Here is a 26,184-nt window from a genome sequence, read left to right as displayed (position 1 = left end):
TTTCCTTTATGAGGCGATATTTGATATGATGAGAAAAACCGATGAGGAGGAATGAACGATGAGTTCGTTTACTGAAAAGTTACATACATATGCTCAGCTGGCGGTAGAAGTCGGCGTCAATGTCCAAAAAGGACAGCATGTCGTAATCAATGCCTCAACTGATGTCCGGGAACTTGTCAGACTGCTTGCCAAACATTCTTATGAAAAAGGCGCAAAAAACGTCACCGTAAATTGGCAGGACGATGAACTGTCCAAATTAAAATACGAGATGGCACCTTTTGAAGCGTTTGAAGAGTATCCTGAATGGGAAGCAAAAGGCAAAGAAGAGCTCGCGAAAAAAGGGGCTGCGTTTATTTCTGTCGTCTCATCCGACCCCGACCTGTTAAAAGGCACTGACGGCAAACGGATTGCAGCGTTCCAAAAAGCCGCCGGAAAAGCATTGCATACATACAGACAATATATTCAATCAGATAAGGTCAGCTGGACGGTGATCGGAGCCGCTTCAACAGGCTGGGCGAAAAAAGTGTTCCCGGATCAGCCGGAAGAAACAGCCGTTCAGCTTTTATGGGAAGAAATTTTCAAAACGACCCGTGTAAATGAAGAAAACCCTGTGGAAGCATGGAAAAAACATGATCAAAATCTTCATGAAAAAGTGGAACACCTGAACAAAAAACATTACAGCGCCCTGCATTATCAGGCTGAAGGAACAGACTTAACCATTGAACTGCCGAAAAAACATGTATGGGCAGGCGCGGGAAGCGTGAATGAAAGCGGGCACGAATTCATGGCCAACATGCCGACAGAAGAGGTTTTCACCCTTCCGCAGCGTGACGGGGTGAACGGCACGGTTTCCAGCACGAAACCGCTGAGCTACGGCGGCAACATTATTGATAACTTCACTCTTACCTTTGAAAACGGCCGCATCGTTGATGTGAAAGCTGAAAAAGGCGAGGAGATTTTAAAAGGCATCGTCGAAACCGATGAAGGCTCACACTATCTCGGAGAAGTGGCCTTAGTGCCGTACGATTCACCGATTTCACAATCAAATATTTTATTTTACAACACACTGTACGATGAAAACGCCTCTAACCACTTGGCGATCGGCAGTGCGTATGCCTTTAATATTGAGGGCGGCAAACAAATGACACGGGAAGAGCTTGTCAAAGAGGGCTTAAATGAAAGCATTACACACGTAGATTTTATGGTCGGTTCCAAAGATATGAATATCGACGGCATTACGGCGGACGGCAAAAGAGAACCGATCTTCAGAAACGGAAACTGGGCATTTTAATAAAAAAGGAGGCGCTTAGGCCTCCTTTTTTTATTTCGCTTCATACATTTGCAAGTTGGCGCAGACGGTTTCCAAAACAGGTGTATCAACTGACAAGCCTTTCGCTTTCTCAAGCAAAAATCCGTGTAAATGATCACCTTCCGTCACCCTGCCCTTTTCCATATCTCTCAGCATCGACGATTTCATATGGTAAGACATGCTTGTCAATGTGCGATAACTCTCTTCTTCCAGACCAGGATCTTTCGGGATGCCGGCAGCCTTGAAAATGGCTCCGATTTCAGCAAAGAGGCGCTTTGCCGTTTTGCGGCCGCCTTCTGTTTCTAAAATCGGTCCGACCGGCTGTTGAAACAGAGTGGTCACTCCCGCCTGCGCGGCAATAAACATATATTTTTTCCAAATGTCCTTTTCAATATCCCGGCTGATGATGACATCCGCTTTCACACCTGCAAATGCGTTTTCCAGCTCATTCATACGTTCCGTGCGTTCCCCGTTCCATTCACCGAAAACAAAGCGGTGGGCAGCGCTCGTATGAAGAATTTCCCCTTTATCGTTAAGGGCGCTCTCAATAAAGCAGAGGCCGCCCAGCACCTGCCGTTTTGAAAAAGCTTCAAACAGCTGGTTATAGTGCCTGTATCCGTTTAAAAAAGGAATAATGACCGACGAAGGTTTGACAAACGGTTTGACATCCTGAATGACGTCCTGCAAAGAATACGCTTTTGAAGCGATGATAACCGCGTCAAATGCTCCTTCTTCGCCCGCCATCATTAATTTCGGCTTGATTGAAACATCACCTTTTGCACTTTTGACGGTCAAACCCGTTTTTTGTAATTGTTCCGCCCGTTTCTTGCGGACGAGAAACGTAACGTCATTTCCCTTTTCTGCAAGACGCGCGCCGATATATCCGCCCACTCCTCCAGCTCCGACAATTAAAAACTTCATGATGCATTCCTCCGTCTCTTTTCAAATATGTATTTCATTTATTGTAACGGGAAGTCAGAAGATTGAAAACTTTTTTCATAAATAAAAAAGCAGAGTCTCCCCTGCTTCTTTATTACGCGTATAGCTCTTCAAGCTTTTTCTGTACATCCGCGTTTTCAAGAAATTCGTCATAAGACATTTGTTTGTCAACAATGCCTTTAGGCGTTAATTCAATGATGCGGTTGGCAATTGTCTGTACAAACTGATGGTCATGAGATGAAAACAGCATAGCGCCTTTAAAGCTGATTAAGCCGTTGTTAAGCGCCGTAATGGATTCCAAATCTAAGTGGTTGGTCGGTTCATCCAGAATTAAGATATTCGCGCCGGAAAGCATCGCTTTTGATAGCATGCAGCGCACTTTTTCTCCTCCGGAAAGAACGTTTGATTTTTTGTTGACTTCTTCTCCTGAGAACAGCATGCGTCCTAAGAAACCGCGCAGAAAGCTTTCGCTTTGGTCATGCGGCGAGTATTGGCGGAGCCAGTCAACAAGGTTCGCATCGCTGCCGTCAAAATATTCGCTGTTGTCTTTAGGGAAGTACGCCTGAGAAGTGGTCACGCCCCATTTAAATGTGCCGCTGTCTGCTTCCATTTCCCCGGAAATGATTTTAAACAATGTCGTAACGGCAAGTTCGTTGCGGCCCGTAAATGCGATTTTATCTTCTCTGTTCATAATAAAGCTGACGTTATCAAGCACCTTAACCCCGTCAATCGTTTTTGTTAGGCCTTCAACCCGCAGCACGTCATTTCCGATCTCGCGTTCCGGCGTGAAATTGACATAAGGATAACGGCGTGATGACGGTTTGATATCATCAAGCGTGATTTTATCAAGGAGTTTCTTTCTTGATGTCGCCTGCTTTGATTTAGAGGCGTTGGCGCTGAATCTGGCCACGAACTCCTGAAGCTGTTTAATCTGCTCTTCTTTTTTCTTGTTGGCTTCCTGAGAAAGCTTTAAAGCAAGCTGGCTGGATTCATACCAGAAATCATAGTTGCCGACGTACACTTGAATTTTATTAAAATCAAGATCGGCGATGTGCGTGCACACTTTATTTAAAAAGTGACGGTCATGAGATACGACGATGACTGTGTTCTCAAAGTTGATTAAAAACTCTTCCAGCCACTGAATCGCTTTCAGATCCAAGTGGTTGGTCGGTTCATCAAGCAGCAGAACGTCCGGCTTGCCGAACAGCGCCTGTGCCAAAAGCACTTTCACCTTTTCTGAACCGCCTAAGTCCGCCATTTTCTTCGTATGCAGGTCTTCAGAGATGCCGAGACCCTTTAACAAAATAGCGGCTTCACTTTCAGCTTCCCATCCGTTTAATTCCGCAAACTCTCCTTCAAGCTCAGCGGCGCGGATGCCGTCTTCATCTGAAAAATCAGGCTTCATATAAATCGCGTCTTTTTCCTGCATGACTTCGTATAAACGTTTATGTCCCATAATGACGACTTTCAGCACTTCGAACTCTTCATATTCAAAGTGGTTCTGCTTCAGAATGGCAAGACGTTCCCCCGGGCTCATATGGACATCGCCGGTCTGCGGCTCCAGCTCACCGGATAAAATTTTCAAAAATGTTGATTTTCCGGCACCGTTTGCGCCTATTAATCCGTAGCAGTTGCCCGGCGTAAATTTAATATTGACATCTTCAAATAACTTGCGATCCGCAAAACGCAAGCTCACATTATTTACAGCAATCATTTATAATCCTCCATCGTGTCTAACATCAATAAAAGTATACCATGAATAAAGGGGAAGAGAAATGTTTCCCTGCGAATATAAGGGTTTTGAAAAGACGCAAGCGCCAAACCCGAAGCCCTGTGATACAATAGATATATATACATATTCATCACGGAGGAACAAGTTGAAGCTTTTAACACTCACAGAATATTGTCTTATGATTTTCTTTACCGGGGTTTTTCTGGCCGTCACAGGCTTTACCGCACGTGACATCGGCTTGTACGTCGGAATCGCCCTCATTTACACGTTTTCGCATCTCTTTTCAAAACGGATGCTTGAAAAACGCGGCAAAGAGAAGCAGCAGGTGAATCTTTTTTTCAGCGTTCTGGCCATTGTCGGATCAGTGCTGGCCACGGTAATGTTCATTGCCGTCGCCGCCTCGTTTGCCAAATAAAAAACGCCTGCTGTCCGAATCGGGCAGCGCGGCGTTTTTATTTTGTCTGACGCATATCATGAAACGGGAAGAACACAAACTTCGAGGTGCCGACGATCCGTTTTTCGGCAATTAAACCGAGTCCGTTCCGGCTGTCCATTGAGTTCAGCCGATTGTCGCCCATGACGAAGTATTTGCCTTTCGGAACCTTTACGGGGCCGAAATCTCCCGTCAGGTTGACTCCCAGTTTTTTCGCTTCTTTTTTATTGCTCGCGAGGTAGGGTTCATCGATTTTTTTGCCGTTTATATAAAGCGTGTCATTTTTCATTTCCACCGTTTCTCCGGGTTTTCCGATGAGCCGCTTTACATAATGGACTTTCGATGTATCGCCGTTAATAATGACGATGTCCCCCCGCTCGATTTCTCCGATATAATTGACGCTTTTGTTGACAAACAGCCTTTCACCGTCATGTAATGTCGGGTACATTGATGATCCTTCCACTAAGTACGGTTCAAACAGGAAATGGCGGATTAAAAGCGCAAGAGCGACCGCTATAATGATGGCCTTTCCCCATTCCCAATACGTGTTGGATTTTCTTTTTACCGATTTTTCAGAAGTAGGTTTTTGTTCTTCAGTCAACGTGGTTCCTCCTAGACGATCACTGTTACGGTTTCATGTACTATCTTTACTTTATCACAACTCATCACCAAATACATAACGCTTCTATGCGCATATGATTGAAAAAAGCGCCCGTAAAGGACGCTTTTTGCTTATTTCTCTACAACCGGTTTTTTGACGATTCCCAAGATAACCGCCGTTACAATCGCTCCGATCACGATGCTCATTAAGTAAAGCAGCGGATGGTTCGTAATGAATGCAACGAATATTCCTCCGTGCGGTGCAGGAAGCGTTACCCGGAAAAACTCTGTCAACCCGCCCGCTACCGCAGAACCGACAACGGCTGCAGGGATGACGCGAAGCGGATCAGCCGCTGCAAACGGGATGGCGCCTTCTGTAACGAAAGCTGCTCCCATGAAGTAGCACGTAATACCGGCTTCACGGTCACGTTTAGAGAATTTGTGTTTAAAGAATGTTGTCGCCAGTGCGATTCCAAGCGGCGGAGCCATTCCGCCGGCCATGATGGCCGCATGCGGCGCATAGTTTCCGGCATCGATCATCGCAATTCCGAAAGTGAACGCCGCTTTATTGAGCGGGCCGCCCATGTCGATAGCCATCATACCGCCTAAAATAATCCCCATTAAGACAAGGTTTCCAGTTCCAAGGCTTTCAAGCCAATTTGTTAAGAAATTCATAAACGCTGCGACAGGTGTGTTAATGACAAACTGCATCAGGACACCGGTGATAAAAATACCGAGCAACGGATAAATCAATACAGGTTTTAATCCGTCAAGAGTCTGAGGAATAAAGACAAACAGCTTTTTCAGCAGGACTACGACATAACCAGCTAAGAATCCGGCAATCAGTCCGCCCAAGAATCCGGCATTCGCCTGCGTAGCCATAAATCCACCGACCATACCCGGCGCAAATCCCGGGCGGTCCGCAATACTCATTGCGATGAATCCGGCAAGAACGGCAACAATCAGTTTTAACGCATTATCGCCGCCGATAAAGTTCAGCGCTGCGGCAAACGTATTGTATGTCGGATCTTTCGGCTCAGCTGAATGAATTCCCCAGAAGAATGAAATCGCCACGAGGATTCCGCCGCCGACGACAAATGGCAGCATGTTGCTGACACCGCTCATTAAGTGTTTATAGAAAGTACTTCCGATACTTGTGCCTGATTTCTGTTTCGGGCCGTCTTCATCTGAAGCGGAAGATCCTCCGCCGCTGCCCTCGTAAATCGGCGCATCTTGGTTAACGGCTTTTTCAATCAGTTCCTGAGGACGTCTGATACCGGCCGTCACAGGCACTTGAAGAACATGTTTGCCTTTAAAGCGTTCCATTTCAACCTGTTTATCAGCCGCCACGATGATCGCAGGCGCGTCTTCAATTTCTTGAGCCGTCAGCTTATGTTTGATACCGCTTGAGCCGTTTGTCTCTACTTTAATGTCAACGCCGAGCTCTTTCGCTTTTTCCTTCAGTGCGTCAGCTGCCATGAACGTATGGGCGATACCTGTCGGACATGCCGTAACGGCAAGGATTTTGCCTTTTCCTGACGGCGCTGCCTGTTCTTCCTGCTCTTCTTCTTCCTCATCGTCATCTTTGTCATGCTGATTGATGATGTCAATGATCGCATCTTCTGATTCAGCTTCAAGAAGCTGTTTGCGGATTTCCTCACGCATAAGAAGCGTTGAAAGTCTTGATAATGCTTCAAGGTGCGTATTATTCGCTCCTTCGGTTGCCGCAATCATAAAGACCAGGTGTGCCGGCTGACCGTCTAATGATTCATAATCCACACCATCTTTTGAACGTCCGAATGCGATGGCCGGGTTAATGACGCTCGCCGTCTTCGCATGAGGAATGGCAATGCCTTCGCCGATTCCCGTTGAGCTTTGGCTTTCACGATTTAAAATGGCTGCTTTGTAAGCCTCTCTGTCATTTAATCTGCCGGCTTTGTCAAGCACTGTCACCATTTCATCGATAACGTTTTCTTTCTCTTTGCTTTCTATATTGAGATGAATTGTATCTCTTGTTAACAGCTCAGTTATCTTCACTTTTCTTTCCTCCTCTATAGACGTGTGACTTTAACTTCAGGAAGAAGCTGCTGTACAAACTCTTCAGTTCCGAGTTCTTCAGAAAATGCCGTCGCGCTTCCGGAAGCAACTCCTAAACGGAACGCATCTTCCAAAGGCAGCTGTTTTGAAATTCCCGCAAGGAATCCCGCGACGACGGAATCACCCGCGCCTACCGAATTGACAAGCTTTCCTTTAGGAACATTGGCGAGGAAAACCGCCTCTTTCGTAAATAAAAGCGCACCGTCGCCAGCCATCGAAACAATCGCGTGTTCAGCGCCTTGTTCAATCAATTTTTTACCGTAAGGAACGGCAGCTTCGGCTGAATCAATGACCGTATTGAACATTTCGCCAAGCTCATGATGATTCGGCTTCATCAAAAACGGTTTCATTTCTGTCGCTTTCATCAGCGCTTCACCGGAGATGTCCACGACTACCCGGGCATTCTGCTTTCTGCATGCCTCAGCAATTTTTTCATACGTGTTATGCGGCAGGGAAGAAGGAATGCTTCCCGCTAAAACGACGATGTCTCCCTCTTCCAGAGCGGAGAACTGTTCTAAAAAGGTATTGAACACTTCGTCTGAAATCGTCGGGCCCTGTCCGTTAATTTCCGTTTCATCACCCGTTTTCAGTTTTACATTTATACGCGTGTCTTCATCTACCTCAGAAAAAGCCGTTTCCAGACCTTCCTGATGCAAAAATGACGTAATATAATTTCCGGTAAATCCGCCGACAAACCCCAATGCTTTTGACGGCACATGGTGTCTTTTCAGTAATCTTGAAACGTTGATGCCTTTTCCGCCGGGATACTTCGTGTCATAGCTGGAACGGTTTAAACCGCCTACGGCAAAATCTTCAACGTGAACGATATAGTCAACAGACGGATTGAGGGTTACAGTGTAAATCATGGTTTCACTACCTTTACGACAGTTTTTTCTTGGTAATTATCGAATGCAAGTTCTTCAGCTTCAGTGGTAATGATAGCTGCATCGCCCAAGGCGGCGAACGCTGCGAAAGAAATCTCGCCGAATTTAGAAGGATCGGCTAAAACATACGCGTTTTTCGCCTGTCTCACAGCCTTTGTCTTCAGAAGAGCCTCATCCGGATCGGGTGTTGTAAAGCCGGCTTCAATGTGCACGCCGTTCACCCCGAGGAAGCTTTTGTCAAAACGGTACTGGCTGACCGCCGTTAATGAGGCGCCGCCGATCATCGCACCTGTTCTATGCTTCACATATCCTCCGAGAAGATAAAAAGGAATCCCTTTCCTTATTAAAGCGTCGATATGCATAACTCCGTTTGTGACAACCACAATGTCCTTTGTATGATCTATAAAATCAATCATATGCAATGTAGTTGTTCCCGCATCAAGATAAATACAGTCACCTTCTTCTAATAAAGATGCCGCTTCTTCTGCGATCTTCAGTTTATCTTGAAGGTTTTTGGAGGATTTTTCAAGCATATCGGGTTCTTGCCTGCTGTTGGAAAGTTTAGACGCCCCGCCGTGAACGCGCTTTAAAAATCCGCGCTCTTCGAGTGTTGATAAATCTCTTCTGATCGTTGATTCAGAAGCATTTGTCATGCTTATCAGCTCTTGAATCTTCACCACATCACGCTTTTCAATCTGATCAATAATCAGCTGATACCTTTCAGGAGTGAGCATATTCCGCCTCCTTTGGAAACGTATTCATTTCGGTTGCAAGATAATTGTAAACGCTTTTTTTACTTCTAGCAACTAAAATCACTCAAATTCATTCAATAACTATCAAAATCTTTCACATTTGTTCATATTAACGTATGTACATAGGGTTTGTAAACTGTAAATTCGACAAAAAGGGGGACAATTGTATGACATTTTCTTTTTATCATAAATGAAAAAAGTCTATTATATTCATTCAATCATTAAAACACACAAAAAACCCCATGCAGACTGCATGGGGTGCCGGTTATTCATACCTTAATGCTTCAATCGGATCTAAGCGTGATGCTTTGTTGGCGGGCAGCATGCCGAAAATGACACCGATCAGCATACTGAACAGTACGCCGATACAAACCACCTGCCAAGAAACGAGCGACGGCCAGCCTGCGATAAGGGAAACGAGTGATGCTCCCCCGTAGCCGAGACCGATTCCGATTAAGCCGCCGATTAATGTAAGCACAACAGATTCAATTAAGAATTGTGTCAGAATCTGTCCTCTCGTGGCACCGAGCGATTTGCGGATGCCGATTTCTCTTGTCCGTTCCGTCACTGATACGAGCATAATATTCATGACCCCGATCCCGCCGACAATGAGAGAAATACCGGCGATCGAACCGATGATCGTCGTCATGACGGTCGTGACCTGGCCGATTCCCGCCGCGATTTCTTCCATATTCATAACTTGATAGGCCTCTTTTGTACCGTGATTGTCATTTAAGAGACGGGCTGCTTCTTTTCCTGTTGATTTGATTTGATCAGCGGACTCCGTCTGAACGGAAACGTTGCTGTAGTCGTTAGTACCGAAAGACGTTTTCAGCATGTTGAACGGCACATACATTTCACTGAGTCCTAACGATAAAAAACCGCTCTCTTCTTTCAGTACGCCGATTATTTCAACGGGCTGTCCGCCGGCCCAGACGATTTTTCCAAGCGGAGACGTTTTCCCGAACAGCTTTTCAGCCATTTTTTTCGAGATGATTCCTGCTCTTTTCCCGGAAAGAAAATCATTGTCCGTAAATGTCCGTCCATCTTGAACGTCCAGCTTTTTTACGTCCATGTAGCCGCTGTTAATGCCGTTCAGCGTAATATCCGTGTCTTCTTCATGGTAACGGGCGGTCATGGATTTTACAGCGGAAGCGACAACCTGCTTTACGCCGTCCACTCCTTTTAATCCATTAATATCTTCTTCTGTGAAACTCGCTTCCTGTAAGGCGTTCGGATTGGCTGTTAATTCTTCATCACTCGGAAGGTAAAACAATTCAATCGTATTGCCCGGCCCGCTGATGGATTGCTTCAGCATTTGCTCTCCGCCTTGGCCGACAGCCACAACAACGATTACTGAACCGACGCCGATAATGATTCCGAGCATTGTCAGAATCGATCTCAGCTTGTGAGCTCTTACGGAACTGAGGGCCATCCGGAGATTTTCTGACAGGCTCATTCCCCCACTCTCCTCTGCTCAGCATCGCGGGAAACGATCATGCCGTCACGGACGAAAATCACTCTGTTTGTACAGTCCGCCACTTCAGGCTCATGAGTCACAAGCACCACGGTCACGCCCTCTGCATTAAGCTCTGTGAACTGCTCCATAATGGAAATGCTTGTTTTCGTATCCAGTGCGCCGGTCGGTTCATCAGCTAAAATGAGCTTCGGTTCGTTCACGATGGCTCTTGCAATCGCGACACGCTGCTTCTGGCCGCCTGACAGCTCATTCGGCATGTGACGCATCCGATCCGCCAAACCGACTTTTTCCAGTGCATACTCAGCCCGTTCCTCACGCTCTTTTTTGCCGATACCGGCGTAGATCATGGGGAGTTCGACATTTTTTCTTGCATTCAATCGCGGCAGCAGCTGAAACTGCTGAAAGACAAATCCGATTGATTTGTTCCGGACCGCCGCAAGCTCTTTTTCAGTGCATGAAGAAACATCTTCGCCCGCAAGCCTGTAACTGCCGGACGTCGGTCTGTCCAGACAGCCGATGATATTCATGATCGTAGATTTCCCCGATCCCGACGGTCCCATAATTGACACATATTCTCCTTCTTCAATCGTCAGGTCGATTGAACGAAGAACATCAAACGTCTCCTTGCCGATCTGATAGCTTTTTTTCACCTTTGAAAGCTGAATCATCTATGCTTTCACATCCGTTCCGTCAGTCAAACCGTCAGCCGGATTCAGAATGACTTTATCATCCTTTGAAAGCCCCTCTTTTATCTCCGTAAGCTGATTTGCGGTATCGCCGACTTTAACTTTCACGCGTTTGGCCTTCCCGTCTTTTACCGTAAAGACCCAGTGCTCATCTCCGTCTTTTTTGACTGCGGAGGACGGCAGTGTATCGGCTTTCCGTTTGTCGGTTTCAATGTTCATAATTAATTTAAACCCCGGCTTGCCCTCCGGAAGGTTTCCGATCAGCTTAACCTGGAACGGATACTGCACGGCCTGTTCCGTACTTTCCCCGGAAGCAGCGCTTGACTTTTGATCAGGAACGAGGCCGACAGCCGCCACTCTCCCTTTCCACGTTTTACCTGGAATGGCGTCTGAGGTAATTGTAACGCTTTGTCCCTTTTTCACTTTCAGCGTGTCGTATTCGGACAAATTGCCGGCAACGATCAGGTGTTCCGGGTCTCCTATATGTATAACCGGTTCTTGAATATCCGATTTTTTAGAAGCCGCTTCTTGATTTACCGAGATAACCGTCCCGTCCATCTCACTCTTAACATTGAGATTCGCCACTTGATTTTCAAGAGACTGCTTTTGCAAATCAGATTGCTTTAATTCGATTTCAGCCGTTTTTTGCTGAAGCTGCAGATCAGTCCGTTCGGTTTCAATTTGTTTTTTGGCTTCCGCTTCTCCCACTTGTTTTGCCAGATCTTGTTCCTTGCTGTTTAATGCTCTGAGTTTTTCTTCAACTTGTTCGATTTGCATACGTTTTGATTGTTCTGTCAACTCATTTTGTTCTTTATCAAGATTGAGCTGCTCATTTGTATACGTGACTAACGACGACCCTTTTTTTACTTTGTCGCCTTCTTTTACTTTCACTTTATCAAGAGTTCCTTTATCCGCTTCATAAAAAACATACTGTTCTTTAGAGAATTTAAGTGTTCCCGGAACCATAACCGTAGATGAGATTTCTCTGTTTTCCATGGTTCCGGTTTCGATTTTTTTCCCGGCGCTGCCGCCCGCGGGAGCGGCAGACTTATAAATATTGATACCGATGAATACTGCAACAATTACGGCGATGCCGATTCCGATCCAAATTTTTTTCATGTTATACACCTGCTGTCACTGAACTTAACAGTCCTCCGACTGCCGAAACCAAAAGCATAATAACAAACAGGACAATCGCGGAAGTCCAGGCCGCTTTTTTCGAAATGCCGCCTGTATAGCGAAGTCCCAAAGCGAGCAGAATATAGCTCCAGATGCTGAAAATGTCAAACGCGCTTAAAAAGACCGCGACGCCGTCTCCGGCCGGTATGACACTCGCCAAAGATGTAACGGCGTACAGTGAGCCCGCACCGGTAAAATAAGTAACAAGACCGTTAATAACTAAGCCGATATTGGTAATAAATGCCGTAAACAGGCTGAGTGAGAGCATTTTTTTGTAAGTTGTCACGCCGCCTGAAATTTTGACGCACAGCCAATAAATGAGCGGAACGATAAACAGAGCGATAATGCCCCCGAAGATTCCTCCGAACATCGAGCCGAATTTAGCGAAGGTTTTGGTCATTTCAATCTGATCATCCGACAATCCGTCAAGAGATGAGCTGTTCAGCACTTCTTCATAATTCATCCCCAATCCGCGCAAAATACTGCCGGCCGCGATGAGAATGATGACAATCAGGAGAGGAATGCCGATGACCGGCTTTTCTTTTAATCTTTTAAACTGCACAACAGGACTTGTAATGACGCCGAAAATTGACGGCTTTTCCGTTACTGCCGTATTGCCTTTTTCCAGGTTTGGTTCCATATTGCTGATGCCTCCTATGTATTATTCTGTTTATACGTACGCTTTAGGCTGAGAGAAGTTTCAATTTTTTTGCCGTTTGCGTATTTATGCTAAATTGTAACACAAATTCTCAGCTTTACGTTCCATAATTATGTAAAAAAAGTATTGTCAGACCGGTATGACGGGAGGCTCAAAGCCTTGTGAAGGCACTGTCTTCAGCCTATTCATCTAATCAAAACCGCCTCAATCACAAATTCCTTTAAATCCCATTTGGATATTCTCTGGAATTCAGCTCCTATATACAAAAAAGCCGGATGGCAATGATGCACATCCGGCTCTTTTTTCACCCTCCGCTTACAGGAGGGATAAAGGCAATGGTATCACCTTCTGTTACGGTGCTGTTGTCTTTTACATATGTTTCATTGATTGCGATCATGGCATTGTCAATCGTCTGAAGTCCGTACCGTTCCTTTAACAGTGTTTTTACAGCAGACGCCGCCGTCTCTTTTTCGTCAAGTTCAATGACCGGTGTTCCCGCCTGCTCCGCAAGCCCGGCAAACAATAATACTTTAATCATCGCGATTCCCCTTTATCCAAATCCGGTTTTCCGTTCGGATAGGGCGTTGTTTCCAGCTGATCGCCTATCCATTCTTCGCCGTCTTCCCAGATTTCTTTTTTCCATATCGGCACAATCTGTTTTATCCGTTCAATGGCATATTCATTCGCCTCATATGCCGCCTTTCTGTGCGGTGAAGACACGGCGATTACGACCGCTGCTTCTCCGATATCAAGGACGCCGACACGGTGAGTGATTGCAGCTTCGGCTCCTTCCCATTTCGCACTGATTTCATCGCCGATTTGAGAAAGCATTTGAACAGCCATCGGTTCATACGCTTCATATTCGAGCCGTACCGTCCGCCGCCCGGCAGTCCACTCTCTGACCGTGCCGATAAACGTTGTGATGGCGCCGGCTTCACGCTTTTCAACTTTTTTTACGATATTTTCCGCAATGATAGGTTCCCTTGTAATTTGAAAACGTTCCATTTAAGCAGATTCCCCTTTCAGCTGCGAAAGCACAAACATCATGGCAGCCGGATCGTCCGCATGGAATACGGGCATGCCTGCGTCTGCCGGCATATGCTCCGTATTTCTGCTGACAACTGCGATCACGCGCTCCAAATGCTTCAGCTTTTGCCAATCTTCGCTGTCTTTGATCATAATGATTTTCGGATGCGGCGCATGTTTAAATCCCTCTACGAGAAGACCGTCAATTCCCAGACATTCATACAGACTGATCAAACCCGCCAGGTCCCATTTTTTTCGCGCCGTAAGCTGCAGGACGCCGTCCCCTTCTACTGCCGTAACCGCGGCTCCGGCTTTTGAAAAACGCTCCGAGTCTTTTCCGTCAGAAAAAGGTTCCGGTTCTCCGCCATGTCCATGATGTTTTAAACATCCAATATCGCACTCTTTCGGCGCCGCTTTCAGCACACGTTCAATAAACGTTGTTTTACCGCTGTTTTGAAAACCTACGATCTGGACGATCGGGAAAGAATTGACCACGGCCATTCACTTCCATTCTCATCACGGATGAGGAGCGCGTGAACCGTCCGGCCCGCTTCATACCCCCTCGTTCCTCCCGGCAGAAGGATAAACGCGTTTGCTTCGGCTAGAGATGTGACTGAGCTTGATTTGTCGAGACCGACCGGTGACGCCATCATCTTTCCGTCCTTATGATAAACAAACGCCCTCACAAATCTCGTAAATGGATTCGGTTTCGGAAAGTCGTTTGTTAACACGGCTTCCGCCCATCCGGAATGAGGTTTTTCATTCAGAAGCCATGTCTGAATCATCGGTTTGACAAACAGGGTGAATCCGACATAACATGCGGACGGATTGCCTGAAAGGCCGAACAGCAGCATGTCATCGGCCCGGGCGACAGTTGTCACGCTCCCCGGGCGCATTGCCACTTTGTTAAAAAGAACTTCCGCTCCGAGCTTATTATAAATGTCTGGAAGAAAATCAAAATCGCCGACTGACACGCCGCCGGTCGTGATCAGGAAATCAACTTTTTTCATAGCTTCCTTCACCGCATCATAGCTGTCATCAAAATCATCGGAAATTTTCCCTAAGTTCAGCGGTACCGCGCCCGCTTCAATGACCTGGGCATACACCATGGCAGCGTTGCTGTTGCGGATTTTCCCCGGCTCAAGCGGATCGCTGACATGAAGAAGCTCGGTCCCCGTTGCGATAATGCCGACAACCGGCTTTCTGACCACGGGAACGGAAGCATAGCCGAAGGTTGCTAAAAGAGCGGTTACGCCCGGCGTGATTTTCGTCCCTTTTTTTAATAGCGAGCTGCCTTTTTTCGCATCTTCTCCTTGATATGAAATATTATCACCCGCATGAAAAGGGCGTTTCACTGACATGTAATTCGTCCCGTTTTCAGAAAACGTTTTTGTCAGCTCAAGCATCACTACGGCATCCGCACCTTTTGGAATCTGCGCCCCCGTCATAATGCGGACCGCTTCATAAGGCCCGAGTTCTTTTTCTGACACGGCGCCTGCTCCGATATGGTCAATGACTTCAAAGGTGACGGCATTGTCACGGGAAGCCGTTTTTGAATCGCTCGCCCTGATGGCAAACCCGTCATACGGGGAACGGTTAAAGGCCGGCACATCATGATCCGCCTTAACATCCTCCGCCAAATAGCGGTGGAGACTGTCCTCAAGCGCCACCCATTCGGTATCCCCCTGTTTTTTATACCGGCTCACCCGGCGGACTGCTTCGTCCACCTGAATCGGCGTTCTTTTTTCAAGCATAGCAATATCTCCCCTTCCTACAGTCCGATCACCCTGGCCAGAACTGAATTTGCTTCTTTTATATCGTTTGTACCGTGAATCAGAGCCCGTCCGTCCTGAAAAATAACGATTCTGAAGCGCTCATACGCCATGTGCAGCAGAAATTCATTTGCTTCCACTTTACCGATCTGCTTCAGACGTTTGACAAGCTCTTCTTTATCCAGCCTCTTTAAGGCTTCCGATCTGATTTGAACGGTGTCTCTTCCGCACAGCACGCTTGCTTTCGGCCTGTTTTCAGGCTGCAGATACGGATATACGGGCTCCGCGCCGCAGGAAGGGCAATGATCCCGTTTGATCTGATCCACATTTATGCTCATATTGGTGTTATTCCACACGTCAAACGTGAAAAAGCGCCGATTTACCGCCGCATGATTTCCTGTCAGCAATTTCAGCGCCTCAGCCTGCTGATAAGCGGAGACGATATGAACCGCCGGAGGTATGATGCCCGCTGTATCACATGTCGCTCCGCCCACGGGCATTTGCTCAAACAGGCAGGATAAACACGGCGTAACCCCCGGAATAATCGTCATGCACATTCCCTGACTGCTGACACAAGCACCGTAAATCCAAGGCGTTTTCGTTTTCAGCGCCAGATCATTGATGACCATTCTCGTTTCAAAATTATCTGTCGCATCCACGATGCAATCCGCTTGTTCGATCAGCGGTTCGAGCGTTTCCGCCGTACCTTCCGCCGCGTAAGCATCGATATGTATATCACTGTTTACCGCCAAAAGACGCGCCTTGGCCGCCATTGCTTTCGGCAGGCGCTGTCTCGCGTCTTCTTCTGTATACAGCTGCTGTCTTTGTAAATTGCTCCATTCCACATAATCCCGGTCAATAATCGCCATACGGCCCGCTCCGGCTCTTGCCAGGCCCTCTGCCGCGGCTGTTCCGAGGGCTCCGGCTCCGACAATCAGGACACTGCTGTCAGCCAGCGCCTGCTGCCCTTTTTCCCCTATCGGCTTAAATCTTGTCTGCCGCGAATAGCGCTCTTCCATCTGTGTTGTCCCCTTGCATTTTTATTTCCATCATACCATGTTTCTTCCCGATCAGTCTTGATTTGAAGACTCGACATGCGCCAAAAGTCTGGTGTAATCGTCCTGTGTGTTGATATTAGCGAACTCCTCCGGCCCGGCGCCGATGTCTTCAGCCTGCACATAACAGACAGACAGCCGTTTCAGCGTGTCTGTCATTTTCAGTTTGTTTTGTGTAAGCTGATCAAAAAGCACATCCTGCACCCGTTTATGATAAACCGCCAAGAGGGGCTGCTCTCTGTTTTCACAAACCGGTATGACAGCGTCCAGGTTTCCGGTCAGCTTCATTTCAAGCGCCGCCATCGTTTTTCTTGTCACGAGCGGCGTGTCACAGGATATGACTGTATATATTTCGCCTTCCGTTTGTTTCATTGCCGTATAGATGCCGGCAAGCGGGCCCATTCCCCGAAACCGCGGCTCATCGGCAAAAACATGCCGCTCCCTGTTTGATAAGAACTTTTTTATATGTTCAGGGCGGCTGATAATTACCGTTTCTCCGCCGCCGAAGGCTTTTTTCGCCTGTTCATAAAACATGCCGCCCTTCCACTTTGCAAAAGCTTTCGGTTCTCCGAATCTTCGGGAAGCTCCCCCCGCTAATATTACATTCACCCGTTTCATGTCATCTCTCTCCCATTCTATATAAAAGCATAGCAAACGCCTCAGCCGAAATACAATATTACGGTGCTTGTCTGTTTAAATAAGAGGAATAGCCGTTGTTCCTTTCCCATATTGTAGTGTTAACATCATGAGGGAGATGGTTCTTATGAAAATATCCGGTCCGTTTTTCCACGACACTTCTCAAGAGAACCTTTACTTGAAATCTGAACTTTCCAGATGCAGAAAATTAATTTCAGAATTTGAAGCAAGCTACTTCCATCAAAAAAATAATAAGCTTCAGGAGGAAAACGCCAATATTAAAGAGCGGCTTCACAAGCTTTCTGACGAATTGGAAGCCATGGCTCAAAAACACAAACAGACAAGTGACACGGAACGTTCTTTGCATGAAATCAGAGCCGGGCTGCTCGATAAAATCGTCATTCTGCAAGAACTGCTTCAGCAGGAAACGTTTCGGCGGAAAAATGAGATGGAAGAAAAGCACCGTCTGCATCTTACAAATGTAAAATTTGAAGAAGAAAATAAAAACTTACATACCCGCATCCGCTCACTTGAGACCGCCATTCAAACTGAACGGACTTCTCACGAAGATATGAAACAGCGTTATCATGCCGCTGCAGACGAAAATACCCGGCTCCAAACACAAATGATAGAAAAAGAATACCAGCTCAAACATATTAAAATAGAAATTAATCATATGAGAGATCGAATACTAGAAACAAAAGAACGGCTTGTAGAAATAGAAAAAACGAAAGAAAAGTTATTTCAAGAAACCATTCTTTCGTATAAACGGCAGCTGGACGAAAGTGATGCTTGGATTGCCGGCCATTTTGCTGATATTGACAGCCGCACGGCGGAACCGGCGGAACAAGCTCTGGAAATCCCTTCTGTTTCCAAAGAGACTGTTCAGGCAGAAGACTTGCTTAAAGCCGTTACCGAACAAGTCATCTCCCTGCAAAAACAATTTGTACAATCAGAGTCCCGCGATCAGTCGTTTGATGAAAAACTGGATGCGTTGAAAGAACGTGCTGACGGCGAAAAGCCTTTCCAAAAATATGTCGTCAAGCTTGAAAAAAAGCCGGGAAAAGATGCGTCACTTCCGCAGAATAAGCGGGAAAGCGCAAAAAAACTGCTTGAGTAACGCAAGCAGTTTTTACTGTTTTATTATTCAGCAGCCGTATCATTTGCCGTTTCTGCTGTTTCCTGAGAAATTTCTCCCTCAAGAATATATTGGCCGCGGTATGGTTTCTTCACTTCCGGATACATTTTAATTAAGCTTTGCATAAATGTTGTCATATTAGGAATTTCAAGGCCGCTTTCCTTTTCAATTTCCTTTTGCAGTTCGGAACTTTTGATCGCTGCATTGTGGCGTTTCAATGTTTTAATCGCTGCTTCGCGCAGTTTTGCCGCTTTTGATCCCGGTCTCGCCGTCCCTCTTCTTCTTCTTGTAGAACCGTCTGGAATGCCGGCGGGAAGAGACGTAATAGACTGCATCTGCGGCTGGGAGGATTGAGGCTGTGTCTGCGGCTTTTGATAGCTTCTCATTTCCTGTGCTGCAAGCTCTGCAAGCACCGGGAGAGAGTCACTTTTTTTCTCCGGACGAAACTCTTTTTTTGTATCGGACAGGCTGCCTGTATTGTCTAATTCTCTCAGTTTTGCATATATTTTATCACGTTCTATTTGATATTCACGAATGACTTTTACCTCTGCTTCGTTCAATTGTTCTAAACGTAAGCGCAGCGCTTCTCTTTCATTAAACATGTGTAAAACCCCCTGTCAAAAATTTAAACGCTTTTATTAAGATATTAGATTACAAAAGTAATTTTATCAACTATTATTTTATCATTTTACTATTTTATTTACTCTATGAAAAATTGCTTATTTTCTGAAAATGGTACTTTATATACAAAAATCCCTTATCATATAGGGGATTCTGGACAAAGTTCCAATTTATTCAACCATTTCAAAATATAACTTGAAATTACTTGTTTAATGAAAATTAGCGTAATATCTACAATTTTCGACTATAATATGTAAAAGATTATGATATGGATAAAACAAGCGGTACAGCGTGTTTACGGCTGTTTCTCTTATTTTTTAAGCCACACATGTCATATTGGAATTTTTTATCCAATAGACACAAAAAAACCCTGTTACCTAACAGCAAAGGGTTTCCGGAACCGAGACAATAGTCCGACGGAGATTGTCCCGATTACTCAGAAGCCTGCTCCGATTCTGAAAGTACTCGGCTGACGCGTTTTTCAAGCATTTTCATCCCGCTTCCTCCCGCTTGAAAATGGCGGAACTGTCCGCTTTTATCAAAAACGTAATAAGCCGGCACATATTCATTTTCAAATGCTTCAGTCAGCGTATGATCGCTGTCGACGTAAATCGGCTGAGAGATATCGTGTTCAGCCGCTGTTTCCTTGATTTTCTCAAGATCAAGATCATCTTCGGAACGGGGCATGTGAACGGCCACCACATTCAGCTGATCTTTATATTTATCACGAAATTCGTTCATCTCAGGCATCGCTTCTTTACACATGCGGCAGCTGGCGGACCAGAAGTGAATCAGTGCCGGCTTTCCGCCGACCAGCTGTTCCTTCGTGACTTCTCTGTTAATCCATGCTTTAGCGCCTGTCAATTCAGGCATTTGCTGACGTAATTTCATCTTATTTCCCTCCTTATGAAAAAGGTTTTTTGCCAGGGCTTTCAGTTTCGCCGGGCAACGTACTCCTGTTTTCCCTTCAAAGGATATGATTTGGCTGAATCACCATGTTAAAATGAGTGTGGTGATTTCTTAGTTCATATTTTCACAAAAATGATGATATTGAAACCGGGCAATATGAACAAATCATAAATGAAATAACTGATTTCTATTAAAAGGTTTATTTTATTTTAAAAACGGGTATATCACTTTTAGCTTTTTCTGCAATAGACTTGAAAGGAAGACATCACTATGATTGATTTAAAACACTTTGATTGGGCCGGGCTTCTCACATCTGCCGGGATTTTCATCATAAAGCTGGCTCTCATTATTTTAGCGTACTTTATTTTCCGGACGGCAGGAAAAAAGCTGATCAAGCATCTGTTTCAGAAATTCGAGCAACAAAACAACCTCTCCAAAGGCCGCGCTTATACTTTGCGAAGCCTCGCGCTTAATGTATATGGATACATCCTGATTTTCGTTTTTATCGTAATGATTTTGGATTTATTTCACTACAATCCGAGCGCTCTCATTGCCGGCGCCGGCGTGGTAGGTCTCGCAGTCGGCTTCGGGGCTCAGGGGCTCGTCAGTGACATCGTCACCGGATTTTTTATCCTTTTGGAAAAACAGATCGACGTCGGCGATTATATTACGGTTGCCGGCTACAGCGGTATTGTCGAGCAGGTCGGTCTCCGTACGACGCAAATCCGGAGCTTTGACGGCACGCTTCACTATCTTCCCAACCGGGGCATTACGAATGTGAGCAACCATTCCCGCGGAACGATGCAGGCGCTTGTCGATATTAAAGTGCCGCTTGAAAAAAATCTTGATGAAACCATTCAAATCCTGCAAACCGCGTGTGACAAAGCAGCCGCTGAGCTCCCGCAGATTAAGGAAGGGCCGGACGTCATCGGGGTTCAGGATTTAAGCTCGTCAGAAATGGTGCTCAGAATCATTGCCAAAACTGAAAATATGGAGCAATGGCGGGTTGAACGCGTACTGCGGAGAGAAATAAAAATCGCGCTCGACCGTTTTAAAAACGCCGCATCCGCCGAATAGAAAAACCGAAGCGTAAGCTTCGGTTTTTTCTTTTTAATGAAATTTTTTTTCCACTTCGCTGCAGATTTCGTCGGCGGTCATTCCGGAAGCCGTAATGACGGGAGCCTGAGTTGACGTATCGGCAATTCCTTGGACATTGCTGTCAAGTCCGGTTACGACACAGCAGTCACAATTCTTCGCATCCTCAGGAGTCTTCATCATCACTACGTCATATCCTTTTTGTTTTAACGCCTGTTCTACATCCGATAAAGATTGTTCAATTCCAATTTTTTTCGTCATATTGAACACCTCCGTTATGTAGAATGCTCAATTTTTGTTAGATTATTCTTCTTTTCGGATTTAATTGGCATACTTCGAAAAATATCCGACCATGACATTTACCGCGGTTTCCATCGCATCTTCATCCGGGTTCAGCTTTGCGTGATGAAGCCCGTGGGATGAATCGGCCCCCAGCCAGAACATAAAGCCGGGATATTTTTTCAGCATATACCCGAAATCTTCTCCGGTCATCGCTTCTTTCGCCGTTCTCACGTCAGCAAGCTGCTGATCGCTGACAAATTGCATAAATTCTTCGGTCAGGCCGCTTGTATTATAAACTTGATGATAAACGGATGGATATGTAACTTTTCCTTTGCATCGGAAGCCGATTTCAATTCCTTTGACAAGCTCTTCAATCCGCTTTTTCACCATACGCATTGATTCCTCGGAAAGCGTCCGGATGGTTCCCTCCAGATGAGCATGCTCTGCGATGATATTTTGCGCCGTGCCCCCGGTAATCGTTCCGACAGTGATCACAGCGCTGTCAAGCGGATCCGTATTTCTGGATATGACCGTCTGCAGCTGCGTGACAAGCGTGCTCGCGGCGACGACCATGTCGTCTGCTGTATGCGGATATGCCGCATGCCCGCCTTTCCCCTCGAGATCGATGACGAGTTCGCTCGTATTGGCAAACAGCAATCCGCTTTTGGTGGAGATTGTGCCTACAGGAAGCTCAGGTGCTATATGGAGAGCGGTAATCAAATCCGGCGTCCATTTTTTCAGCACATCGCTTTCAAGCATCGGTTCCGCTCCGCCCGGTCCTTCTTCAGCCGGCTGGAATAAAAAGAGCAGATCATGTTTGACGGGATGATGGACAAAATGATCAATAATGCCGAGCGCGATGGTCATGTGCATATCGTGGCCGCATGCGTGCATAAAACCGGGGTGTTCAGATGCAAACGGAAGCCCCGTCTGCTCTTCAATCGACAGAGCGTCTATATCCGCTCTGTAGGCGAGCATTTTTTCCGGAGCCGTGCCGTTGACTTTGACAAAGATGCCGGTTCTCCAAGTTTCGATTTCAATTCTTTCCTCCGGATATTGGTTCAATAGATTCAGCAGGTACTGTTGGGTTTTATATTCCTGAAAGCCGATCTCCGGAATGCGGTGCAGATCTCTTCGGATGGCAATGAGCCGCTCTTTTTCCATATGTATTCCTCCTTGAGATAAGAATAAGGCGTGGATTTTATCATCCACGCCCATTCTATCAAACCATTCCTTACAGCTGGCGTAATTCCTGTTTGATTTCTGTTTTGCCTTTTGTTTTTTCATCGATATCTTTGATTTTTTTCGCAGGTGTTCCCGCTACAACGGTATATGGCTCGACGTCATTTACAACGATGGCTCCGGCAGCGACAACCGCGCCTTTACCGATTGTTACGCCTTCAAGCACAACCGCATTTGCGCCGATCACAACGTCGTCTTCCACGACAACAGGCTTAGCGCTAGGCGGCTCAATAACGCCCGCTAATACAGAACCCGCTCCGATGTGGCAGTTTTTGCCGACAGTCGCGCGTCCACCGAGCACAACGTTCATATCAATCATCGTACCTTCGCCGATGACTGAACCGATATTAATAGATGCACCCATCATGATAACGGCATTGTCGCCGATTTCGACTTGGTCGCGGATAATAGCGCCGGGCTCGATTCTCGCTTTAACATCTTTTAAATCAAGCATCGGGATCGCAGAGTTGCGGCGGTCATTCTCAATGACGTAATCCTCAATTTTGTCTTTGTTTTCTTCGATTGCGCTTTTAATTTCAGCCCACTCGCCAAAAACGACGCCGGATTGGCCGTTCAGGAATGTTTTAGCGGAATCGCCAAAGCTGATTCCTTCGAGATCGCCTTTTACATACACTTTTACAGGCGTTGATTTTGTACTATTTTGAATAAATGAAATAATTTCATTTGCATCCATCATTTTCATATGTATTGTCCTCCTCTGATTTTCTACCTCATTACTGTAACAAAGGAAGGATACAAAGACAAGAAAAAAAGGAACAAGCCTTTATTCTGCCGGCTGGCTGCACAGCGCGGCAAACTGTCTTCCGAATTCCCGGAGCTCTTCTTCCTCACTGCCCTCAGGGTTGTTTTCAATTTTGACCGACGGCAGCACCACCCGCCCGCCGCGGGCCGTGATTACTTTTTCCAATTCGTCAACCGCTCCGCAAAAAAACTCATAGGACGTATCTCCGGAACCGAACAAAGCAAATGTTTTTCCCGTAAACTCCAGGTTTTCCATATCTTCAGCAATATCGAGCATTTCATCAGGAAGATCCCCGTCTCCCCACGTATATGTGCCTAATAAAATATACTCGTAATCATTAAAAAGTTCGGCATGAATATCCATCGCTTCATATCTGTCTACGGATGCTTGTGCTTCGATCAGCCCTTTTTCAATTAAATCCGCCATCGCCTCGGTGTTTCCTGACATTGTAGCGTAAACAAGCAATACATTCCCCATCTTCGTCTCTCCTTTATGCATAAAAACTAATGTGCGAGCCGAACTGCCTCATACGGTCTGACAAACTTACTTTCGTAAAGGCCCGCGCAAAAAAAGTTTTCTTCCCGGTTGGCCACCCGCCATCCGTGACCGCGGATCGTATCAAACCACTTTAATTCCCCGGCGGCGAGATCAGCTTGATAAATACGCGAAAACCCGTTTTCGTCCTGTGACGATGTGACATAAATAATCCCGTTATCCTCAGAAACGTCGAGAAATGATTTTTCCCGTACGGCGGGCCCGGCTGTAATGGCAAACTCCTCTTGCGTCCGTACGTTTCGGACGGCAACCTCGCCCCGTTCTCCCTTTGCCGCGCCCTTTGCTGCAATGAGCCATTCATTCTGATACATCATCATTGAAGCCGTCATACGCTGCCTTTCGCGGCTTATACGCCGGATGCGGTCTTCCGTCAGTTCATACGCCCAAATGCCGCCATGATTCATATGAATCCGGGTGCCGATATAAATCGTCTGACCGTGTAAACAAAGCGAACGGATGACAGGCGGCTCCTTTAATTGTGAAAAGGGCTTAGCCACATGCCAAGTGACGCCGAAATCATCAGATAAGTAGAGGCAGTATGTGCCGTGCGCACAGACAAACCCGTCATTCCGCCCGGCAACGGCCCATACGGAGGCGCTGGTCGGAAATCTGGAGGCCGTCCAGGTCTTTCCCTGATCGGCTGATCTGAGGATGGCGCCTTTTTCTCCAGCGGCGAATATGTAAGGCCCTATGTAAGTCAGCACATGAATTCTGCTTTTCACTCGGAATAGTCTTTTCCAGCCTTCTTCCGCGGAAAAATGAAAAATACCTTCGTCTTTCACTGCGACAAAATATCCTGAAGTCACTGATGCCATGACAGCCGTCGCGCCTTTATGAAACATGGCACCGGTCTCCGTGGTGAGCGGCCCATGCAAGAAAACCGCGGACAAATTCTTTGCAGCATTCTTGATCTTCAGCCGTCTCGGGCGCCAGCTCGATTTTCAGTGTTTCCGGATATAAATTGGCTCCGGCCTGTTCAAACGCATCGTAAAACAGCGTGACCGCTTCGCAAAACTTCGGGTAGGCGTGATCGCCTGAACCGAAACAGGCCGTTTTCAGTCCGTTGAGCTGGCTGTGCAGAATATCTTCGTAAAAATCTTCCGCTTCGTAAGGAAGATCACCGTCCCCCCATGTGTACGTGCCGACAAAAACATAATCATATGCTTCGAGAGAATCCGCATCTGCTTCGTCCATGTCGAGACAGTCAACTGCTATCTGATGCCCGCTCAGTGTTTCTTTTATAATGCCGGCAATATCCTCTGTATTCCCCGACATGCTTGCATATATCATTAATGCTTTCTGCATATGATCACCTCGTAATTGATAATGATTTTCATTAACATATATAACACTTTAAATGATAATGATTTTCATTGTCAATAAAAAATAAAAAAAGACAGCATGATTGCTGTCTTTCTAAAATGGGCGTTCCTGCTTCAGCATATCTTTAATAACAGAAACGAAAGCCTGCACCTGTTTTAATTCAAATGCCGGCTCATATCCGAGCAGCCATGTGTCACGGCCGATCGGATGGTCCTTTGTATCAAGCAGGGGCATTTTATTTACTTTATCTTCCTCTTCTAAGGTGACTGACGGCAGAATGGCATAACCGATCCCGTGCAGCGCCATCTGCTTGCACGTTTCAATCTGATCGACGAGGATGGTCTGTTTCGGCGAGGTTTTGAATTTTTGATGCCACCAATGCTGAATTTCCTGAAAATATGTACTGTCACTTTTGAATTGGATAAACGGCCGATCGGTATGGGCTATATCATCAATACAGGAAATTTCCGTATCGACCAAATATAAATGATCGGTCATTAAATAATCTTTCCGGCCTTTCCATTCCGGATTTCCCCGGATAATGCCGATATGTACCTGGTCTTCATACAGACTTTTCAGCATTTCGCTGCTCCACCCTGTAATGAGAGAGACCTTTGCATTCGGATAACGCTCCACATATGTTTTTAACACTTTCGGAAGCCAGTGCTGCCCGATAATGGAGGCGACGGCAAGCTTTAATGTGCCGTGAATCTCACCCTCAAGTTCATCAATGTTTTCTCTGATTCTTTCTTGCCGATCCGTGACGTCATTTGCAAATTGTATGATTTTTTCTCCTGCCGGCGTTACCGTAAGTCCTTTTTGAGATCTTAGAAAGATCTTTGTTCCCCAGGCTTTTTCAATGGTCTGCAATCGCTGGGACAGAGCCGGCTGTGACACGAATAACCGTTCGGCAGCCTTCCTCATGTTTAATTCCTCAGCTAAAACTACGAGCATATGAAGCTCTTGAAGCTGCATGTCGTCCTCCTTTTCAATGCCTTTCGTATTTCTTATCTACCAT

Annotated in this window: 29 protein-coding genes; 4 read left to right on the top strand and 25 right to left on the bottom strand. The window is 46.2% G+C overall.

Annotated elements, in window-relative coordinates:
• The first annotated feature begins 58 nt into the window (after positions 1-58).
• The gene (locus MY7_RS06090; RefSeq protein WP_007611144.1) at positions 59-1,291 is read left to right on the top strand and encodes an aminopeptidase; all 1,233 of its coding nucleotides are present in this window, start codon (positions 59-61) and stop codon (positions 1,289-1,291) included.
• Between the two features lie 30 nt (positions 1,292-1,321).
• On the opposite strand, the gene MY7_RS06085 is transcribed toward MY7_RS06090, so the two are convergent.
• Entirely contained in the window at positions 1,322-2,230 is a 909-nt protein-coding gene (locus MY7_RS06085) for a ketopantoate reductase family protein (protein ID WP_007611143.1), read from the bottom strand.
• 112 nt (positions 2,231-2,342) lie between these two features.
• Positions 2,343-3,962, bottom strand: coding sequence for an ABC-F family ATP-binding cassette domain-containing protein (locus MY7_RS06080; RefSeq protein ID WP_007611134.1), 1,620 nt, complete (start codon positions 3,960-3,962; stop codon positions 2,343-2,345).
• Positions 3,963-4,125: 163 nt separating this feature from the next.
• Here MY7_RS06080 and MY7_RS06075 point away from each other — a divergent pair, with 163 nt between their 5' ends.
• Complete coding sequence (locus MY7_RS06075; protein ID WP_007409641.1) at positions 4,126-4,395, top strand: hypothetical protein; 270 nt, start codon at positions 4,126-4,128, stop codon at positions 4,393-4,395.
• A gap of 37 nt (positions 4,396-4,432) precedes the next feature.
• Here the strand turns inward: MY7_RS06075 and sipT are convergent, their stop codons facing one another.
• The 14 genes from sipT to MY7_RS06005 form a co-directional block, all read right to left on the bottom strand.
• Entirely contained in the window at positions 4,433-5,014 is a 582-nt protein-coding gene (gene sipT / locus MY7_RS06070; RefSeq protein WP_007611132.1) for a signal peptidase I sipT, read from the bottom strand.
• 131 nt (positions 5,015-5,145) lie between these two features.
• Positions 5,146-7,050, bottom strand: coding sequence for a PTS fructose transporter subunit IIABC (locus tag MY7_RS06065; protein ID WP_007611131.1), 1,905 nt, complete (start codon positions 7,048-7,050; stop codon positions 5,146-5,148).
• A 14-nt stretch (positions 7,051-7,064) separates the two neighbouring features.
• Positions 7,065-7,976, bottom strand: coding sequence for a 1-phosphofructokinase (gene pfkB / locus MY7_RS06060; RefSeq protein ID WP_007611129.1), 912 nt, complete (start codon positions 7,974-7,976; stop codon positions 7,065-7,067).
• Positions 7,973-8,728, bottom strand: a complete 756-nt coding sequence (locus MY7_RS06055) for a DeoR/GlpR family DNA-binding transcription regulator (RefSeq protein WP_007611128.1) — start codon at positions 8,726-8,728, stop codon at positions 7,973-7,975. Before MY7_RS06055 ends, pfkB begins: the two co-directional genes overlap by 4 nt.
• 283 nt (positions 8,729-9,011) lie before the next feature.
• A complete protein-coding gene (locus MY7_RS06050) occupies positions 9,012-10,205 on the bottom strand; it encodes an ABC transporter permease (protein ID WP_007611127.1) in 1,194 nt (397 codons plus the stop codon).
• The gene (locus MY7_RS06045) at positions 10,202-10,894 is read right to left on the bottom strand and encodes an ABC transporter ATP-binding protein (RefSeq protein WP_007611126.1); all 693 of its coding nucleotides are present in this window, start codon (positions 10,892-10,894) and stop codon (positions 10,202-10,204) included. The genes MY7_RS06050 and MY7_RS06045 overlap by 4 nt, the downstream gene beginning before the upstream one ends.
• On the bottom strand, positions 10,895-12,031 hold the full coding sequence (locus MY7_RS06040) for an efflux RND transporter periplasmic adaptor subunit (protein ID WP_007611124.1): 1,137 nt from the start codon (positions 12,029-12,031) through the stop codon (positions 10,895-10,897).
• Position 12,032: 1 nt separating this feature from the next.
• The gene (locus MY7_RS06035) at positions 12,033-12,731 is read right to left on the bottom strand and encodes a Yip1 family protein (protein WP_007611122.1); all 699 of its coding nucleotides are present in this window, start codon (positions 12,729-12,731) and stop codon (positions 12,033-12,035) included.
• A 322-nt stretch (positions 12,732-13,053) separates the two neighbouring features.
• A complete protein-coding gene (moaD, locus tag MY7_RS06030; RefSeq protein WP_007611118.1) occupies positions 13,054-13,287 on the bottom strand; it encodes a molybdopterin converting factor subunit 1 in 234 nt (77 codons plus the stop codon).
• Positions 13,284-13,754 (bottom strand): molybdenum cofactor biosynthesis protein MoaE, encoded by a 471-nt coding sequence (locus tag MY7_RS06025; protein ID WP_007611116.1) that lies wholly within the window; start codon positions 13,752-13,754, stop codon positions 13,284-13,286. The genes moaD and MY7_RS06025 overlap by 4 nt, the downstream gene beginning before the upstream one ends.
• The gene (gene mobB / locus MY7_RS06020; protein WP_007611115.1) at positions 13,755-14,276 is read right to left on the bottom strand and encodes a molybdopterin-guanine dinucleotide biosynthesis protein B; all 522 of its coding nucleotides are present in this window, start codon (positions 14,274-14,276) and stop codon (positions 13,755-13,757) included.
• Positions 14,237-15,529, bottom strand: a complete 1,293-nt coding sequence (locus tag MY7_RS06015) for a molybdopterin molybdotransferase MoeA (RefSeq protein ID WP_007611114.1) — start codon at positions 15,527-15,529, stop codon at positions 14,237-14,239. Before MY7_RS06015 ends, mobB begins: the two co-directional genes overlap by 40 nt.
• 17 nt (positions 15,530-15,546) lie before the next feature.
• Positions 15,547-16,566 (bottom strand): molybdopterin-synthase adenylyltransferase MoeB, encoded by a 1,020-nt coding sequence (locus MY7_RS06010; RefSeq protein ID WP_007611113.1) that lies wholly within the window; start codon positions 16,564-16,566, stop codon positions 15,547-15,549.
• 51 nt (positions 16,567-16,617) lie between these two features.
• A complete protein-coding gene (locus MY7_RS06005; protein WP_007611112.1) occupies positions 16,618-17,220 on the bottom strand; it encodes a molybdenum cofactor guanylyltransferase in 603 nt (200 codons plus the stop codon).
• Positions 17,221-17,365: 145 nt separating this feature from the next.
• Between MY7_RS06005 and MY7_RS06000 the strand changes: the two genes are divergently transcribed.
• Positions 17,366-18,358: a hypothetical protein gene (locus MY7_RS06000; RefSeq protein ID WP_007409627.1), complete on the top strand. Its 993-nt coding sequence runs from the start codon at positions 17,366-17,368 to the stop codon at positions 18,356-18,358.
• Between the two features lie 23 nt (positions 18,359-18,381).
• On the opposite strand, the gene rok is transcribed toward MY7_RS06000, so the two are convergent.
• Positions 18,382-18,978, bottom strand: coding sequence for a transcriptional regulator Rok (rok, locus tag MY7_RS05995; protein ID WP_003154591.1), 597 nt, complete (start codon positions 18,976-18,978; stop codon positions 18,382-18,384).
• Positions 18,979-19,429: 451 nt separating this feature from the next.
• Entirely contained in the window at positions 19,430-19,888 is a 459-nt protein-coding gene (locus MY7_RS05990) for a TlpA disulfide reductase family protein (RefSeq protein ID WP_007611110.1), read from the bottom strand.
• Positions 19,889-20,176: 288 nt separating this feature from the next.
• Here MY7_RS05990 and MY7_RS05985 point away from each other — a divergent pair, with 288 nt between their 5' ends.
• Positions 20,177-20,983 (top strand): mechanosensitive ion channel family protein, encoded by an 807-nt coding sequence (locus tag MY7_RS05985; RefSeq protein WP_007611108.1) that lies wholly within the window; start codon positions 20,177-20,179, stop codon positions 20,981-20,983.
• Between the two features lie 33 nt (positions 20,984-21,016).
• Here MY7_RS05985 and MY7_RS05980 read toward each other — a convergent pair whose 3' ends face one another.
• The 7 genes from MY7_RS05980 to ccpC all read right to left on the bottom strand — a co-directional run bounded on the left by MY7_RS05980 (position 21,017) and on the right by ccpC (position 26,141).
• Positions 21,017-21,262 carry a YkuS family protein gene (locus MY7_RS05980; RefSeq protein ID WP_003154596.1) on the bottom strand — a complete coding sequence of 82 codons (246 nt, stop codon included), beginning with the start codon at positions 21,260-21,262 and terminating at the stop codon, positions 21,017-21,019.
• Positions 21,263-21,322: 60 nt separating this feature from the next.
• Positions 21,323-22,447, bottom strand: coding sequence for an N-acetyldiaminopimelate deacetylase (locus tag MY7_RS05975; RefSeq protein WP_029325884.1), 1,125 nt, complete (start codon positions 22,445-22,447; stop codon positions 21,323-21,325).
• Between the two features lie 70 nt (positions 22,448-22,517).
• Complete coding sequence (dapD, locus tag MY7_RS05970) at positions 22,518-23,228, bottom strand: 2,3,4,5-tetrahydropyridine-2,6-dicarboxylate N-acetyltransferase (RefSeq protein ID WP_007409623.1); 711 nt, start codon at positions 23,226-23,228, stop codon at positions 22,518-22,520.
• An 81-nt stretch (positions 23,229-23,309) separates the two neighbouring features.
• Positions 23,310-23,765 carry a flavodoxin gene (locus MY7_RS05965; RefSeq protein WP_007409622.1) on the bottom strand — a complete coding sequence of 152 codons (456 nt, stop codon included), beginning with the start codon at positions 23,763-23,765 and terminating at the stop codon, positions 23,310-23,312.
• 26 nt (positions 23,766-23,791) lie between these two features.
• Positions 23,792-24,685 (bottom strand): WD40/YVTN/BNR-like repeat-containing protein, encoded by an 894-nt coding sequence (locus MY7_RS05960; protein WP_007611105.1) that lies wholly within the window; start codon positions 24,683-24,685, stop codon positions 23,792-23,794.
• Positions 24,675-25,148, bottom strand: a complete 474-nt coding sequence (locus MY7_RS05955; RefSeq protein ID WP_007611103.1) for a flavodoxin — start codon at positions 25,146-25,148, stop codon at positions 24,675-24,677. The genes MY7_RS05960 and MY7_RS05955 overlap by 11 nt, the downstream gene beginning before the upstream one ends.
• A 111-nt stretch (positions 25,149-25,259) precedes the next feature.
• Positions 25,260-26,141: a transcriptional regulator CcpC gene (gene ccpC / locus MY7_RS05950; RefSeq protein ID WP_007611101.1), complete on the bottom strand. Its 882-nt coding sequence runs from the start codon at positions 26,139-26,141 to the stop codon at positions 25,260-25,262.
• Between the last annotated feature and the right edge of the window lie 43 nt (positions 26,142-26,184).

It is taken from the genome of Bacillus sp. 5B6 (assembly GCF_000259405.1).
Lineage (GTDB): Bacteria > Bacillota > Bacilli > Bacillales > Bacillaceae > Bacillus > Bacillus velezensis.
The sequence above is the reverse complement of the archived record's forward strand: the minus strand, read 5'-3'. Positions and strand labels throughout refer to the sequence as shown.

Bases quoted from the DNA above. Each gene is read 5' to 3' on its own strand.
- MY7_RS05980 (WP_003154596.1), bottom strand. From the start codon at position 21,262: ATGACGAAAAAAATTGGAATTGAACAATCTTTATCGGATGTAGAACAG.
- dapD (WP_007409623.1), bottom strand. From the start codon at position 23,228: ATGAAAATGATGGATGCAAATGAAATTATTTCATTTATTCAAAATAGT.
- MY7_RS05985 (WP_007611108.1), top strand. From the start codon at position 20,177: ATGATTGATTTAAAACACTTTGATTGGGCCGGGCTTCTCACATCTGCC.
- MY7_RS06005 (WP_007611112.1), bottom strand. From the start codon at position 17,220: ATGAAACGGGTGAATGTAATATTAGCGGGGGGAGCTTCCCGAAGATTC.
- MY7_RS05960 (WP_007611105.1), bottom strand. From the start codon at position 24,685: ATGTTTCATAAAGGCGCGACGGCTGTCATGGCATCAGTGACTTCAGGA.
- moaD (WP_007611118.1), bottom strand. From the start codon at position 13,287: ATGATTAAAGTATTATTGTTTGCCGGGCTTGCGGAGCAGGCGGGAACA.
- rok (WP_003154591.1), bottom strand. From the start codon at position 18,978: ATGTTTAATGAAAGAGAAGCGCTGCGCTTACGTTTAGAACAATTGAAC.
- MY7_RS06035 (WP_007611122.1), bottom strand. From the start codon at position 12,731: ATGGAACCAAACCTGGAAAAAGGCAATACGGCAGTAACGGAAAAGCCG.
- MY7_RS06025 (WP_007611116.1), bottom strand. From the start codon at position 13,754: ATGGAACGTTTTCAAATTACAAGGGAACCTATCATTGCGGAAAATATC.
- MY7_RS06050 (WP_007611127.1), bottom strand. From the start codon at position 10,205: ATGAGCCTGTCAGAAAATCTCCGGATGGCCCTCAGTTCCGTAAGAGCT.
- ccpC (WP_007611101.1), bottom strand. From the start codon at position 26,141: ATGCAGCTTCAAGAGCTTCATATGCTCGTAGTTTTAGCTGAGGAATTA.
- MY7_RS05990 (WP_007611110.1), bottom strand. From the start codon at position 19,888: ATGAAATTACGTCAGCAAATGCCTGAATTGACAGGCGCTAAAGCATGG.
- MY7_RS06090 (WP_007611144.1), top strand. From the start codon at position 59: ATGAGTTCGTTTACTGAAAAGTTACATACATATGCTCAGCTGGCGGTA.
- MY7_RS06085 (WP_007611143.1), bottom strand. From the start codon at position 2,230: ATGAAGTTTTTAATTGTCGGAGCTGGAGGAGTGGGCGGATATATCGGC.
- MY7_RS06000 (WP_007409627.1), top strand. From the start codon at position 17,366: ATGAAAATATCCGGTCCGTTTTTCCACGACACTTCTCAAGAGAACCTT.
- MY7_RS06010 (WP_007611113.1), bottom strand. From the start codon at position 16,566: ATGGAAGAGCGCTATTCGCGGCAGACAAGATTTAAGCCGATAGGGGAA.
- MY7_RS06040 (WP_007611124.1), bottom strand. From the start codon at position 12,031: ATGAAAAAAATTTGGATCGGAATCGGCATCGCCGTAATTGTTGCAGTA.
- pfkB (WP_007611129.1), bottom strand. From the start codon at position 7,976: ATGATTTACACTGTAACCCTCAATCCGTCTGTTGACTATATCGTTCAC.
- MY7_RS06055 (WP_007611128.1), bottom strand. From the start codon at position 8,728: ATGCTCACTCCTGAAAGGTATCAGCTGATTATTGATCAGATTGAAAAG.
- MY7_RS06015 (WP_007611114.1), bottom strand. From the start codon at position 15,529: ATGCTTGAAAAAAGAACGCCGATTCAGGTGGACGAAGCAGTCCGCCGG.
- MY7_RS05975 (WP_029325884.1), bottom strand. From the start codon at position 22,447: ATGGAAAAAGAGCGGCTCATTGCCATCCGAAGAGATCTGCACCGCATT.
- MY7_RS06045 (WP_007611126.1), bottom strand. From the start codon at position 10,894: ATGATTCAGCTTTCAAAGGTGAAAAAAAGCTATCAGATCGGCAAGGAG.
- MY7_RS05955 (WP_007611103.1), bottom strand. From the start codon at position 25,148: ATGCAGAAAGCATTAATGATATATGCAAGCATGTCGGGGAATACAGAG.
- mobB (WP_007611115.1), bottom strand. From the start codon at position 14,276: ATGGCCGTGGTCAATTCTTTCCCGATCGTCCAGATCGTAGGTTTTCAA.
- MY7_RS05965 (WP_007409622.1), bottom strand. From the start codon at position 23,765: ATGGGGAATGTATTGCTTGTTTACGCTACAATGTCAGGAAACACCGAG.
- MY7_RS06080 (WP_007611134.1), bottom strand. From the start codon at position 3,962: ATGATTGCTGTAAATAATGTGAGCTTGCGTTTTGCGGATCGCAAGTTA.